The 13,722-nt window shown below is 74.1% G+C and carries 12 protein-coding genes; 5 read left to right on the plus strand and 7 right to left on the minus strand.

Annotated elements, in window-relative coordinates; genetic code table 11:
• Positions 1-128: 128 nt before the first annotated feature.
• The 4 genes from fxsT to JE024_RS00620 are packed head-to-tail and all read right to left on the minus strand — an operon-like array spanning position 129 to position 6,917.
• On the minus strand, positions 129-3,986 hold the full coding sequence (gene fxsT / locus JE024_RS00605; protein ID WP_205371666.1) for an FxSxx-COOH system tetratricopeptide repeat protein: 3,858 nt from the start codon (positions 3,984-3,986) through the stop codon (positions 129-131).
• Positions 3,986-5,269 (minus strand): TIR-like protein FxsC, encoded by a 1,284-nt coding sequence (locus tag JE024_RS00610; protein ID WP_205371667.1) that lies wholly within the window; start codon positions 5,267-5,269, stop codon positions 3,986-3,988. The genes fxsT and JE024_RS00610 overlap by 1 nt, the downstream gene beginning before the upstream one ends.
• 29 nt (positions 5,270-5,298) lie before the next feature.
• Complete coding sequence (locus tag JE024_RS00615; protein WP_205371668.1) at positions 5,299-6,174, minus strand: macro domain-containing protein; 876 nt, start codon at positions 6,172-6,174, stop codon at positions 5,299-5,301.
• Positions 6,171-6,917: a TIR domain-containing protein gene (locus tag JE024_RS00620; protein WP_205371669.1), complete on the minus strand. Its 747-nt coding sequence runs from the start codon at positions 6,915-6,917 to the stop codon at positions 6,171-6,173. Before JE024_RS00620 ends, JE024_RS00615 begins: the two co-directional genes overlap by 4 nt.
• Positions 6,918-7,162: 245 nt before the next feature.
• Between JE024_RS00620 and JE024_RS00625 the strand changes: the two genes are divergently transcribed.
• From JE024_RS00625 to JE024_RS00635, 3 genes are read left to right on the plus strand one after another with little or no spacing between them, the layout of a single operon-like run.
• On the plus strand, positions 7,163-7,621 hold the full coding sequence (locus JE024_RS00625) for an SRPBCC family protein (RefSeq protein WP_205371670.1): 459 nt from the start codon (positions 7,163-7,165) through the stop codon (positions 7,619-7,621).
• The gene (locus tag JE024_RS00630) at positions 7,618-7,953 is read left to right on the plus strand and encodes an ArsR/SmtB family transcription factor (RefSeq protein ID WP_205371671.1); all 336 of its coding nucleotides are present in this window, start codon (positions 7,618-7,620) and stop codon (positions 7,951-7,953) included. The genes JE024_RS00625 and JE024_RS00630 overlap by 4 nt, the downstream gene beginning before the upstream one ends.
• Positions 7,954-7,985: 32 nt before the next feature.
• Positions 7,986-8,426 carry an SRPBCC family protein gene (locus JE024_RS00635; protein ID WP_205371672.1) on the plus strand — a complete coding sequence of 147 codons (441 nt, stop codon included), beginning with the start codon at positions 7,986-7,988 and terminating at the stop codon, positions 8,424-8,426.
• Positions 8,427-8,504: 78 nt separating this feature from the next.
• On the opposite strand, the gene JE024_RS00640 is transcribed toward JE024_RS00635, so the two are convergent.
• Both JE024_RS00640 and JE024_RS00645 read right to left on the minus strand, forming a co-directional pair.
• Positions 8,505-9,323, minus strand: a complete 819-nt coding sequence (locus tag JE024_RS00640) for a DUF427 domain-containing protein (protein ID WP_205371673.1) — start codon at positions 9,321-9,323, stop codon at positions 8,505-8,507.
• Between the two features lie 246 nt (positions 9,324-9,569).
• Positions 9,570-10,235, minus strand: a complete 666-nt coding sequence (locus JE024_RS00645) for a nitroreductase family protein (RefSeq protein WP_205371674.1) — start codon at positions 10,233-10,235, stop codon at positions 9,570-9,572.
• A gap of 260 nt (positions 10,236-10,495) precedes the next feature.
• On the opposite strand from JE024_RS00645, the gene JE024_RS00650 reads away from it, so the two are divergent.
• Both JE024_RS00650 and JE024_RS00655 read left to right on the plus strand, forming a co-directional pair.
• On the plus strand, positions 10,496-10,957 hold the full coding sequence (locus JE024_RS00650) for a MarR family winged helix-turn-helix transcriptional regulator (protein WP_205371675.1): 462 nt from the start codon (positions 10,496-10,498) through the stop codon (positions 10,955-10,957).
• 203 nt (positions 10,958-11,160) lie between these two features.
• Positions 11,161-12,654, plus strand: a complete 1,494-nt coding sequence (locus JE024_RS00655; protein WP_205371676.1) for a hypothetical protein — start codon at positions 11,161-11,163, stop codon at positions 12,652-12,654.
• A gap of 22 nt (positions 12,655-12,676) precedes the next feature.
• Here JE024_RS00655 and JE024_RS00660 read toward each other — a convergent pair whose 3' ends face one another.
• The gene (locus JE024_RS00660; protein ID WP_205371677.1) at positions 12,677-13,519 is read right to left on the minus strand and encodes a hypothetical protein; all 843 of its coding nucleotides are present in this window, start codon (positions 13,517-13,519) and stop codon (positions 12,677-12,679) included.
• Positions 13,520-13,722 lie beyond the last annotated feature (203 nt).

The following is a 13,722-nucleotide window of genomic DNA, read 5'->3' on the forward strand; positions in this document are numbered from 1 at the left end:
AGGGTGGGCAATGCGTGGTGCAAGACCCTGTGCGAAAGAGCTGATTTCCCGTCACGACGCCCCGGGAGCTGGCGGAAAGCCGTACGGTGCGCCGGAGCGGGAGGGGCCCGGACGGACAGCGCGGGGGGTCAGACGGACAGCAGGAACTCCAGGTCCCGGTCGACCCGCCGCCAGCCGCGGCCCGCCTCCGTCCAGGGGTGTCCTGAGCCGAGCCGTCTGTCCAGCGCGCTCACCGACCGGCCCCGCAGCCGGCCGGCCTCCGCGGTGCGGCCCATCGAGCGCAGGGTGACCGCCAGGCACAGATCGGCGATCAGGGTGTCCGGATGGCCGTCGCCGAGCCGGGCGCGCAGGTCGCGTGCGCAGTCCCGCGTCATGCTCTCGGCCTCGGCGAACCGCCCGAGGTCGGCGAGGATGTTGGCCATCGTCACCCGTCCGCACAGGGTGTAGGGGTGGGCGTCGCCGAGGTGCCTGCCGAAGGACCGGACGGTCCGCCGCGCCGCCGCCAGTGCCTCGTCCATCTCCCCGGCGGTGCGCAGCCACGCCGCGAGGTTGTGGTCGCACACCGCGTTGTCGGGGTGCTCGGGGCCCCGGAGCCGGGCGACCCCGTGCCTCAGGCGGTCCATCACGCCGCGCGCGGCGGTCAGGTCGCCCGCCTCCGCGGTCAGGGCCGCCAGGTTGACGCCGCACACCAGCGCGTCGGGACCGTCCGGGTCCCGTGCCGTCGTGTAGGCCTTCTCGGCGTCCGCGGCGAGCGCGTCGGCCTCGTGGCGCCGTCCGACGCGGCGCAGCGAGACCGACAGGCTGACGGTCGCGCGCAACGCGCCGTGGGTGTCGCGGCCGCGCAGTTCCTCCAGGGCGGGGCGCAGGACGCGCACGGAGCCCGCGTAGTCGCCCGTCTCGCGCAGGTCCCGGGCGTGCCCGAGGGCCGACGCCAGCGCCGACGGATGGCTGTGCCCGAGGACCTCGCACTGGCGCTGCCAGGTGGCGCTGCTCCGCTCCCGCGACGCCGGGTACTCCCCCACCAGGCGCAGCGACCGGGCGAGCGACTCGGCGGCGGCCAGCGTCTGCGGGTGCTCCTCGCCGAACAGGTCGTGGAATCCGGTGTGGACCTCGCGCGCGAGGTCGACCGCCTCGCCGAACCGGCCCAGTGCCCTCAGGTCCTCCGCGAGGCCCGCCGCGGTGATCAGGGTGTGCGCGTGCCCGGGCGGCAGCAGTGCGCGCTGCCGGGCCAGGGTGCGGGAGTCCAGGCCGTGCGCCTCGTCGAAGGCCCCCAGGCTGCGCAGCGCGGCCGCCTGCTGGTTGCGCAGTTGCAGCACCTGCTGGCCGTCGTCTCCCCCGTCCGCCGCCGTCCAGCTCCGGTCCAGCCGGCGTCCGAGTTCGAGCGCCCGGGCCGGCATGCCGTTGCGGGCCGTGCGGCGCACCCGCTCCAGCAGCACCTCGCGGATCTCGCCGTCGCGGCACTCGTCGGCGGCGGCGTGGTCCAGGTGGGCCCACAGGCGCTCGAACACCGGGTCGTCGGTCTCGGCGGCGGTGTCGTCGCGCCGCGGGGCGCCGGCGGCGAGGAGGCGGTGCGCCTCGTGGCGGACCTCGTCCGCCTCGCCCTCGGGCAGACGGGCGCGCACCAGGCGCTGCACGATCCGGTGCACCCTCAGCGTGTGGCCGGCCTGGTCGACCTCCGCAAGACCCAGCCGGCTGAGTTCCCGCACCTCCCGGTCGACCAGCATCGGCCCGTGCAGGGAGGCGTCGTGCGGACGCAGCAGCGCCAGCGCGGTGTCGGTGTACGCCAGTGCCAGCGGGAGCGGCAGCGGCGCGAGCCGGCCGCACAGCGCGAGCAGCCGCAGCGCCGCGGGGGCGCGGTCGGCGAGGGTGTCGAGGGCGACCCCGGTCGTGGCGGCGGCCGGGTCGGCCGGCTCGCCCTCCGGCGTCACGGCGCCGGCGCCGGTCAGCCGGTGCAGGTAGTCGTGTGCCGACGGGGACCGCGCCAGCCACGATCCGGCCTGCGCGACGGCGAGCGGAAGGTCCCCCACCGTGGCGGCGATCCGGTCCGCGTCCGCCGCCGGGAGCACCGGGGCCAGCCGCCGCAGCAGCTCGACGCTCTGCTCCCGGGTGAAGACGTCGACCCGCACGGGGTGCATGGTCTCGCCCCAGGCGGCGTCCCTGGAGGTGACCAGCACATGGCCGTGGGGGCCGCCGGGCAGCAGCCCCGACAGGGACGCCGGGACACCGGCGTTGTCGTAGGCCAGGAGCCACCGGCCGCCCCCCGCGCCCGAGTCCAGCGCGTCGAGGGCGCGGCGCGCGGCGGTGGGCACGTCGTCGCCGCCCCGCAGGCCCAGCCGATCGGCCAGCCGCGCCAGCGACAGCAGGACCGATTCCCGGCTGTGCGCGCGGATCCACCAGACCAGGTCGTACGCCGCCCGGAAGCGGTGGGCGTACTCGACCGCGAGCTGGGTGCGGCCGGTGGCGCCGAGTCCGTCGTGCGGGAGCACCACGGCCCGTTGCCGGCTGACCCGCAGGGTGGCGTCGAGCTGGTCCAGCAGCCGGTTCCGGCCCACGAAGAAGGGGTTGCGCGCCGGCGCCTCCCACACGCCGGGCGTCCGGAGCGGGAACCGCGGCCTGGCCGCGTCCAGCGCGCGTTCGGCCTCGCCGCCGGACAGGCCCATGCCGCGCAGCAGGGCCTCGGCGGCCCCCGGCTCGTCGAGGGAGGTCAGGTCGACGGCTTCGTGGTCGCTGAACGGGGGCGTGAGCGCGACGGGTTCGATCCTGAGCGGGATCAGCACGCCCGGGGGGCCCGCGCCGGGCCCGTCCATGCTCTCCCACAAGGTCCGGGACCGGGGCGAGCGCAGGAAGGCAGAGGACAGCAGCGCGAGCGTGCGGGGGGCTTCTGCCCGGGCGCCCTGCTCCCGGCCGGCGCCGGGGGCGATCACGTCGAAGCCGGCGCCGGTGAGCAGCCAGTCGACCCAGTCGGCCCACATCCGGTCCTGCGGGGCGTACCACAGCCGCAGCGGCGTCGCCACGGGGGACAACGGCCGCACGAAGGAGGCGAGATGGCGTCTGCGCAGCTCGTCGTCGAGCGGCGCGAGACGCCGTACCCGGCCCTCGGTGATGCGTTCCGTCAGCCGCTCGAAGGCGGCCAGCAGGCTGTCCGGATCCCCCGGGCGGTCGCCGAAGACGGCGAGGGTCTCCTCGTAGGCGTAATCCGGCCGGTGCGGGACGTCCAGGGCGGTCCGGGCGTCGGCCGGCAGTTCCCGGAAGCTGGCGCGGACGAGTTCACGGGCGGCGGCGAGGCGGGTCTCCCGGCCGTCGGCGACCCGCATCGCGACGGGCACGATGCGCAGGGGGCGCGGGTGGACGTCCCGGAGGATGGAGCGGGCCATGCGGGCCGCGCCGTCGATGCTCTGGGAGCTCAGGGTGAAGCAGTTGACGAGGACGTCCGGCATGTCGATGGTGCACAGGCCGACCAGGTCGCTCACGCCGCAGCGGCTGTCGATGAGCGTGAAGTCGTAGTGGGTCCTCATGTCGTGGCGCAGCGCCTCCAGGAACCGCGCGCCCTTGAACCGGTCGGTGAACTCCCGCCAGCTGAAGTCCATCAGGTGCGTCAGGTACTCGCCGTCCTGCCGCCCGGCGGGCATGTAGTCGAGGCTTCCGCCGTCGGGGAAGTCCCAGTCGACGGAGACGGCGTGCGGCAGGACCCTGGCGAGGCGCTGCCGCAGATCGGCCGCCGACTCGGTGCCCGGTGTGGTGCGCCATTCGGTGACGTAGCCCGAGAACAGGTTGAGCACGCCGGTGGTGGCCGCCGAGGTCGCGGCGTCCAGGAACGGGTGGAAGTACCGGTGCAGCCCCGGTGCCTCCACGTCCCAGTCGGCGGCCAGCACGTGGTAGCCGTTGGAGGCCAGGATCCACGCGACGTTGGCCAGGGCCATGGTCCGCCCGGTGCCGCCCTTCTGGGAGTAGAAGGTGACGATCCGTCCCTCGGTGCCGGGGGGCATCAGGCGTCTCCCGGGCCGGTCTCCGGTTCCTGGACGGGGCCGCGCAGCCTCGGCCGGAGGAAGTGCGGGCCGGCGGGCGGGTACACGGGCACCACGTACCGGAGGAACTGGGCCGCCGCCCACTGGATCACGGTGGGGAGGATGTCGGCGAACGCGGCCAGCGAGGGGACTCCGCCCGTCGCGGCCCGGGAGACGCTGCGCCCCCTCTGCAGCGTGCGCGGCAGGGTGTTCTCCAGCGCCGACTGCAGCTCCGCGCCGGCGGTGTCGTTGTCCGGGTCGGCGCGGTCCCAGGGCACGACGACCACGAGCCACGGCTGGGCCGCCGCGTCCACCCGGGTGAGCAGTTCACGCTGCCCGGGATCGGTGAGCGCCCAGTGGTCGACCAGCATCACCGTCGGTGCCGACGGGTGCTCCTCCGCGAGGAGGTCGCCGGCCGCCTCGTCGAGGGGCTCGACGGTCGTGAGGTAGTCGAGCCCGCGCACCTGCTCCGCGGCGAAGTCCGCGAGCGGCCGGGCCGCGGCCGCGTCGCTCTCACGGTAGGGGTTCCAGTCGACCGGGGAGGGGCCGTAGCACAGTCGCGAGCGGCCCTGCGGCAGTTCGCGACTGCTGGGCGCGGCCACCACGATGCGCAGCCGGCGCAGCACGGGCGGCGATCCGAACGCGTTGGGCAGGTCGGCGAGGTCCAGCGGTGCGCCCCGTGGCACCGGGTTCCGCTCGGCCGTGGCGACGATCGCCCGGGCCAGCAGCAGGACGGCCTGCTCGTACTCGCTGCGGTAGCGGCGCAGCTTCATCAGGGAGTACAGGCCCTCGGTCGCGTAGCGGGGGCCGAACCGCTCGTGGCCGTGGGCCAGGTGGCGCGCGGCCGTGGGCAGCCGCTCGCTGTGCACGGGCGTCCACAGCGCCGGCACGATCCCCTGCGGGACGGTGTCCTGCGGCCCGTCTCCCCGGGCCTGGCGCAGGGCGAACGCCCGCCACTCGCGTCCGCACTGGTCGCTGACGAAGTAGCGCGGTGAGTACAGCGGTACGAACACCCGGCAGGTGGCGAGTGCGGCGGACAGGCGGGTGCCCCAGTCCTCGCCGATCCGCATGGCGCCGTCCATGAACCCGGCCGGCTCGCCGGCCGGCAGGTCCGTCAGCGTCAGGATGTGCTCGCACAGGTCGCGGTAGAGCCGGTGCACCCACATGTCCGGGTCGGGGGCGTCGGTCGCGTGGCGCGGCGTGTGCGCGTAGCTGAAGAAGAAGTAGGGAACATGGGGGTCCGTCCGCTCCGGTTCCTGGTTCACACCAAGCCCTTCCCCCACACGGCCGGCGGTCACAGCGTCCGCAGGAACAGGGCCAGTTCGAGCATGTCCACCCGCTCGTAGTCCTCCGGGTGGACCACGATCGTCAGCTCCTTGCACACGACCGATCGCCGGGACCGCGTGACGAAGGACAGCAGGATCAGCTTGATGAGACCGGCGTGGTCCATGCTGTCGATGCGGGCCAGGCCCGAGCCGATCACCGGCATGGCCACCGCCTCGCGGCGGGCGTGCAGGTGCACCGCGTCCCACAGCGCTTCCAGGCTGTTCCATATCTGGACGGGGCCCGATTCGACCGTCAGGTCGTTGCGCATGGTGCCGTAGGCGCTGAGGAAGCAGCGGCGCTGCGGGGTCCCGAGCACGGCGACGGTGCCCAGCGGGTAGCGGGCGAGTTTCCCCGCCCGCTTCGCCGTCCGGTCCTCCAACAGGACCGGACGCACTCCCGCGAGCGCCGCGTCGATGTCCCCGTCGAGCCGGGCGGTCTCGCCCGCGTAGAGGCGGTGCAGGAACTGGCCCTGCACGCTGCCGTGGACGATCAGCAGGTCGTCCCGGGTGTCGGTGTCGAACACGTCGTTGCCGCCGACGACGAGATGACCGGTGTGCTCGAAGAGGTCACCGACCTCGATCGTCACCTGGAATCCGGGGTGGCGGAACTCGTGGCTCAGCCTGGTCCGCGGCCAGGACATCAGGATGCCGCCGGCCAGCGAGAGGGCGACGACGACGAGGAACGTGGTGAGGCGCGGCAGGGAGCTCTGCGGCCAGAACGCGAGGTAGAGCTGGACGGCCCCGGACAGCACTCCGAAGTGGACGGCGCAGGCGCGGCCCGCCGTGGTCAGGCCGAGACGGGTGCCGAACAGCATCCGCGCCTGGTGCCCGGTCATCCGGCTCATGCGTGCCCCTCGTTGTCCGCGACCACGGCCGGCGACGGCGCGGGGCGCGGCGCCTCCTCGTAGACGCCGGTGAATCTGGACCTGGCCCTCGGCGGGCCGGTCTGTTCCTCGCGCAGTGCGGCGACGGTCTGTTCCAGATCGGTGATCCTGGTGATCTGCTCCCGCATGAGCGAGGTGAGATCCTCCAGGATCTCCTCCGTGGAGCGGCGCGGCAGCACCTGCTCAGGAGTGTCCGCCGTCAGGTCGATCACGGCAAGGGCGTCGCGCAGTTCGGGCCACACCTTGCGGAAGAGGCCGTCGACCCGGGTGTTGTCGGGGTGGCGGTTGGCCGATTCCCGCAGCACGGAGTTGATGGTCCGCACCATGTTCAGCACGTCCTCCTCGTCGTGGGCCCGGGTCGACTGGAACTGGCGCAGCGGGCTGCTCGCCGCCTCCAGGTCGTCATGGGTGCCCTCCAGCAGAAAGGGCACGAGCTGGCCCCTGCGCTCGTCGACCTCCTTGGACAGGGCGCCCGACTCGAAGGTGATCCACGGGGCGTGCAGGTTCGCCCGGGTCACGCAGGCGATGCCGAAGGAGCTCTCGTCGAGCTGCTTCTTGATCTCGTCGAGTCCGCGGGCACCCTTCCTGATGCTCTCGGAGGAGACGAAAGGCTCGATCTCGTCGCTGAAGTAGCGCAGCCACGACGCGAGCCGTTCGGCGCAGGCCCGGGACGGCACTCCGGACCAGCTCAGGAAGATCTTCATATGACGCCCCCCGCATCACACGTCGCCGTGCGCATCGACCCGACACAAGCGAACTGCCCAGGGCGGGCGCCGACTAGCCCTTCGGCCGCCACGTATTTCCCGCCGTCCCGCGGGGGACGCCTGCCGGGCGCGGCGTGGCGCCGTGCGGAGCCCCCGCCACCACGCGCAACGAAAGGTTGCACATCCGGACGGGCCGCCGTAGAGTCACAAGCAACCAAAGGTTGCACGAGAGCGGGAGCGGCACGATGGAAGTCGGCAGCATTGCGCGGGAGATCCACATCGACGCCACCCCCGAGGTGGTCTACCAGGTGGTCAGCAGGCCGGAGCATCTGCGGGAGTGGTGGCCCGACGAGGCCGAACTGGACGCGCCGGTACCGGGTGGCACCGGATCGGTGACCTTCGGCAGCGGACCGGACGCCACGTCGGAGCGCCTGACCGTCGTCGAGGCCGACCCGCCGCGGCGGTTCTCCTTCCGGTGGGTCACCGAGGACGGAGCGGCCGCCGGGCCCGGCAACTCGCTGCTGGTGACCTTCGACCTGGTCCCCGACGGCGACGGCACGCTGCTGCGCTTCTCAGAGTCGGGCTTCCGCGAGAGGGGCTGGGAGGCCGCCGTGCTCGAGGAGGCGTACCGGGACCACGTCAGCGGCTGGGACCACTTCCTGCCCCGGCTCGTCGCCCACGCGGCCGAGGTGGCGGCACGATGAGCACCGCCGTCGACGACGCCCTGTGGTCGGCCGTCGGAGACCCGATACGCCGCCGGATGCTCGACCTGCTCCTCGCGGAGAACGGCGGCACGGCGACCGCGCTCAGCAAGCAGCTCCCGGTGACCCGGCAGGCCGTGGCCAAACACCTCGGCGTGCTCGACCGCGCGGGGCTCGTCAGCGCCACGCCGTCCGGGCGCGAGCGCCGCTACCGGGTGGACGAGGCCCAGCTCGCCCGCGCCGTCGCCCAGTTGTCATCGGTCGGGGCCGCCTGGGACGCCCGGCTGCAACGGATCAAGCGGATCGCCGAGGCGATCCAGCGCGGGCAGGAGTGAACGGCCCGCGCCCCTGAGAGGAGACATCGGACATGGCAGACATCCTGCACCGCATCGGCGTCACCGCCGCACCCGAGGACGTCTACACGGCGCTCACCACCGTCGACGGCCTGTCCCGCTGGTGGACCGTGGACACGGACGGGGACCCGTCCCCCGGCGGCGTGCTCCGCTTCCGCTTCGCGCCCGGCGGCTTCGACATGTCGGTCCTGGAGGCGAGTCCGGGCACGCGTGTGCTCTGGGAGGTCGTCGACGGCCCCGAGGAGTGGAAGGGCACGCGGATCGGTTTCGACCTCAAGCGCGAGGACGGCTTCACCGTCGTGCTGTTCCGGCACGAGGGCTGGCGCGAACCGGTGGAGTTCATGTACCACTGCAGCACCAAGTGGGCGATCTTCCTGATGAGCCTCAAGCGCCTGCTGGAGACGGGCACCGGCGAACCCGCCCCGCACGACGTCCGCATCAGCAACTGGCACTGACCGGCCGCGGAGTGCCGCCCGCCCGGCACGCGGTGGCACCGGGCCCGACCGCCGGAATCGGCCTCCGGCGGGCGGGCCCTACCGTGTCGGCCGGCTGAAGTAGGTGACCGGCCGCTCCCGGCGCACCCCGTCGACGACGACGTCGACGGACTCGTCGTAGAACGCCACCCGGTCCTTGATGATCCCGACGGCGGGCAGCGGGTCGGGGTAGCTCCAGGCGATGTCGGGCCGCACGTCGGCGTCGCCCGCCCAGGACCAGTACTCGCTCGCCACGCCCTTGTAGGGGCAGCGGGTGCGCCCGTCGGTGGGCGTGAAGAGGCCGAGGCGGACGTCCTCGCGCGGGAGGTAGAAGCGCACCGGCAGCCCCGTCTCGAACAGCAGGACCGGCGCCCGGGTGTCCGCGACGACGGTGCCGTCGATCTCGATCCGGACATGGCGGCTGCTGGGCAGCGCGTCCACCCGTTTGTGCGGGTCGCGCGGGTGCACGAAGATCTCCTCGTCCTCCTCGTACCAGTGGTCGAGGACCTCGCGCCCGAACCATTCGAAGCCGATGTGGCCGGCCAGGTCCTCTCCCGGATAGGTCCAGGCCGCCGCGCCGACGGTCCGGTCGGGGAGCACCAGGTCGTAGAAGACCGTCGATCCCGCGTGGCGCCGCGGGCCGGCGGGCCGCTCCGTGCGCCGCAGCAGGTCGGTGCGGACGTCCTCGGCGGGGAAGGCGTAGAGGGGGACGGGACGGCCGGGCTCCCACACGAGAACCGCCCGGCCGCTGTCCACGACCGTGATCTCCCCCACCGTCGCCCGCACCCGGCGCTCGCTCGGCTCCCACAGGACGCTGTCGGCCTCGCCCCCGCGGCGTACGACGGGCACGGCTTCCGGGCCGGGCTTCGGTGCGGTCATCGGGACTCTCCTCCTCGACGCGGTTCCTGCTTCCGGCTGCCCGGACCGGGTCGCGGGCCGGCGGTCTCCGGTCCCCACGCTGCTCCGGTTCCGGGCCGGTGGCAAACGGCCCCGCCGCCGGGCCTCCGGCGCGGCGCCGGGCCCGTCCGGCGCCGCGTCCGGCTCCGGGCGGCGGATCAGGACTCCCCGGGCGGCCGAGGAGGCCGCGCCCGGGGAGTCCTGACGGCCCGCCCGCTCCGGGACGGGTCACGGGGAGTGCCGCGCCGCCCACCGGTCCCAGTGCAGGACGTGCTCGCGGGGGATCCGCCGGGCAGGCCGGAAGTCGGTGCCGATCGTGTAGGCCAGCGGGAGGAACGCGGCCAGCATGACGTCGTCGTACGGAACGCCGAGCACCGCGGCCAACTCCCTTTCCAGAGGCCCTTGCGCCGTCGTCCAGGTGGTACCCAGGCCGCGGGCCCGAGCGGCCAGCATGAAGCTCCACACCGCCGGCAGGATCGAGCCCCACGCCCCCGCCTGCACGGTCACCGGCGCGTCGTCGGTACGGCCTTCCACGCCGGGGATGACGAAGGCGGGCACGCGGTGGATGTTGGCGGTCAGATGGCGCAGGCCGTCGAAGACCCGCTCGGTGGAGCCGGAGGCGTAGTTCATGCGCCACGCGTCCCGTTCGGTCAGCGGGTGTCCGGTGGCCAGCGGAAGGGCGCGCAGGAAGATGTCGGCCACGGCCCGCCGCTGGGCGGGTTCGGTGACGACGACGAAGTGCCAGCGCTGCCTGTTGCGGCCGGTCGGCGCCTGGGTGGCCAGGTCCACGCACTCCTCGATCAGGGAGCGCGGGACCGGACGGTCGAAGTCGAGGCGCTTGCGTACGGCGCGGGTGGTCGACAGGAGTTCGTCGGGGGTCAGATCCAGGGTCACGGCCGCTTCCTCTGTTGCGTGTGTACCGGGGTGGGGGCTGTCGCGTGCGGGGGGCGGGGGCTGTTTCGTGCGTGCGGGGGGCAGGGCGTCGTGGGGTGGCCGTCAGGGCGGGCGCCGGCACTCCATCTGCGGGAAAACCATCTGTGCGCAGATGATTGGGGAGCATACAAAACTATGGGAGGCGTGCAAACAATCTGTGGCCAGACGATTCTTGGTAGGGTCGTCCCCTGACCACCGCACACGCACAGGAGGTGGGCCCCATGCCGCCCAGGACCGCGGACCGCGAGGCCGGCTACTTCCGGGCGCTCGCCGCCGAGCGCCTGGACATCGCGCTGTGCCGGGCCTCGTCCCTGGTGGCCCGCGCCGCGGAAGCCCGGGCTGCGGAGTCCGGGATCGGCGTCGGGCCGCATCTGGTGCTGAAGATGCTCGCCGAGGCCGGCCCCAGCTCGCAGCGCGCCCTGAGCGACCAACTGCGCATCGACCGCAGCGTCATGGTCGGCATCTGCGACGGCCTGGAGCAGGCCGGGCACGTACGCCGCGAGCGCGACGCGGTCGATCGCCGCGCCTACGCCGTCACCGTCACCGAGTCGGGCCGCCGGCTCCTCGCCGAGGCCGAGGACACGGTGCCCGCCTTCCTCGACGACACCTTCCGGGACCTCTCCCCCGCCGAACGCGAGCACCTCTCCGCGCTGCTCGCCAAGGTCCTGCGGCTCCCCTCCTGACGCGGGCCGCCCGCCCCCGGGCAGCGGAGCCCGCGGACGCCCCGCCCCGTCCCCCGCGAGCACTCCGTGTGCGCACGGACAACCCTGCCGCATGCCCGGGCGGACGGCTCCACGGAAGGGCGGACGGGTGCGCGGCGCCGCCGGGGTAGGGTCGCGGCCGGGTGGCCCCGAGGAGGCCGGTCGACACACGGGGGTTTTGACGCATGCCTACGCCTGAGGACATCTGGGCCGACGCCGATCTGCCGGCGCGCCGGCTCGCCGGGGTGGCTCTCAATCCGTCCTCGCCGGAGGACGTCCTGCTGCGGCTGCTCGCCGAGGCACCGCCCGCGGCGCGGATGGTGCTGTGCCGGGACCGGATCCTGCCCGACGCCGTCGTCGAGGCCGTGCTCCGGCATCCCGACACCCGCACCAGGTCGTTCTTCGCCCGCAACCCCCATGTGGATCCGGCGCAGCGGGCACGGCTGGTGGACGACCCCGAGTGGTTCGTCCGTGCCCACCTCGCCGATGCTCCCCGGATGCCCGCCGGCCGGCGGCCCAGGCAGCTGCCCGACGAGACGGCCGTGCACATGCTCAGCACGTACGACGACGAACTCCAGCACGGCGGCGTCTACCGGCAGCTCTCCCCCGGGCTGCGCCGCAGCATGCCCACCCATCCGGTCGCGAAGGTCCGCGCCCTGGGGGTCGGCATGTGGAGCGACCTGCCCGCCGGCACCCGGGCCGCGCTGCTGGCGGACGCCGACGACGAGGTCAGGCAGCGGGCGGAGCGGCACGCGCAGGGCGAGGATCCGGCGTGGGTGGAGCGCGAGCTGCCGGAGTGGTCGTGCCACGGGCGCTGGGACATGCTGATGCACCAGGCGCTCAGCCGGGCCGTCGTGGACAGTGTCCTGACGGCCCCGGTCGCCGAGGAGGAGCGGGCGGCGATCGCCGGGAACCCGAGCCTGCCCGCCGACGTGGTGGTCCTGCTGTCCGCCGATCCGGACCCGAAGGTGCGCGAGGCCATCGCCCACCGTGCGGACCTCGGACCGGCCGAGCGCCGCGCCCTCGCCGCCGATCCGGACCCCGAGGTCCGGCTCGCCCTGTCGGTGCACCCCGCGCTGAGCGAGGAGGAACGGGCCGGGATCGACTACGAGATCCCCGCCGACGACTACTTCCCCCCGTATCCCGAGCCCGACGTGCCCCGGGACCCGGAGGACGTCCGCCGGGACGCGGTCTCCTCCCACCCGTATCTGCGCCGGAGGGCGGCCAGGGACCACTTCCTGCCGCCCGACCTCGTGGAGCGCCTGGCCGCCGACGGCGATCCCGGCGTGCGCGTCCTGCTGGCCCAGAACCATCCAGAGGCCCCCGCCGCCCTGCTCCTGCGCAGCTTCCTGGAGTACGGCGGCGACGAGCGTGCGCAGCTCACCACCCGGCCGAACTTCCCCACCGCCGGCCTGGCCGCCTTCGCCGCCCACGACGACCCCGAGGTCCGCGCCCTGGCCGCCCTCGACCCGGGGACCGCGCCGGCCACCGCGGAACGGCTCACCCGGGACCCGGACCCGGCGGTGCGAGCCGCGCTCGCACGCCACCCGAACCTTCCCCGGCCCCGGCTGACGGAACTCCTCGACGACGAGGAACTGGCCTTCGCGGCCGCCTCGAACCCGGCCCTGGAGGCGGCGGCGCTCCGCCGGCTGGTGGAGCTGCGGGGACGGCGGGGGTGAACGCGGGGGCGGCCGCACCGGGTCAGGGGCGTTCGCCGTGCTGGAGGACGCCGCCCACGAGGAAGCAGAGCGCGCCGGCGAGGGTGCCCCAGTTGGCGATGTCGGCGTTGACCAGGCTGCCGGTGGCGGGGCGGGTGTAGGCGGCCAGGGCCGAGACCATGAAGAGGACGGAGCCCAGCTGGTTCACGGCGACGATCCACCAGCCGAGGTCGCGGCGCCGGACGCACGGGCGGCCGTGGCAGATCTCCGCGAAGGCGAGGTGGCCGGAGATCAGGAAGAGCAGGCAGCCGATCACGTCGGGCGCCCAGATCAGCCGGTTGACCTGATGGACGGTCAGACCCTGCAGGAAGGAGTCGAGCAGGTCGACGGCGAACACCAGGGTGCCGGCGAACAGGACGAAGGCGCTCAGCCAGTCGAGCCGCGCCGGCTCGTAGCTCCACCACCGCCACGGCCGGGTGACCAGGGCGCCTTCGCCGCCGGGCACATGGCGCGGGGCGTTGACGACCTGGAGCAGCGACACATAGCCGCCGGTGTTGAAGAACAGGCCGCCGGCGAAGTAGACCGAGGCGCAGGTGGTGGCGTCGGCGGAGCCGAACTGGGCGACGGCGGCACCTGCCGCGAAGAGCGCTCCGCCGATGACGAAGGCGGTCGCGGCGACGGCGTTGAGCCGGCGCAGCCTGCCGAGGGCGGTGTCGTCGGCGCCGACCTGGCGGGGGGCGGCCGCGCCCGGCCGGTGGACGGCGATGAGGCCGCGGCGCCGGGCGGGCCGGGATTCCCAGACGGCCGTGCCGCCGCCGGGCGGATGCCAGGTGAGCCGGGTGGTGAACGGTCCCGCGCCCTCGGCGCGCTGATCGGGCTGTCCCACGGGCCGAGACTAGACGGCCCGCGGGGCCCCGGCCGAGCGCAACGCCGCTGGTGGGCGGGCGGCTCGGCCGGTCGGGCGGCTCAGACGTCTCGGGCAGCCGGACGGCTCGGCCGGTCGGCTCATGAATCCCGGGCGGCCGTCATCGGACGATCCCGCGCGGGAACGGATGTCGAGAACGCGGCACCGGCTCCGTCCCAGGGGTG

Source organism: Streptomyces zhihengii, from assembly GCF_016919245.1.
Taxonomy (GTDB): Bacteria; Actinomycetota; Actinomycetes; order Streptomycetales; family Streptomycetaceae; genus Streptomyces; species Streptomyces zhihengii.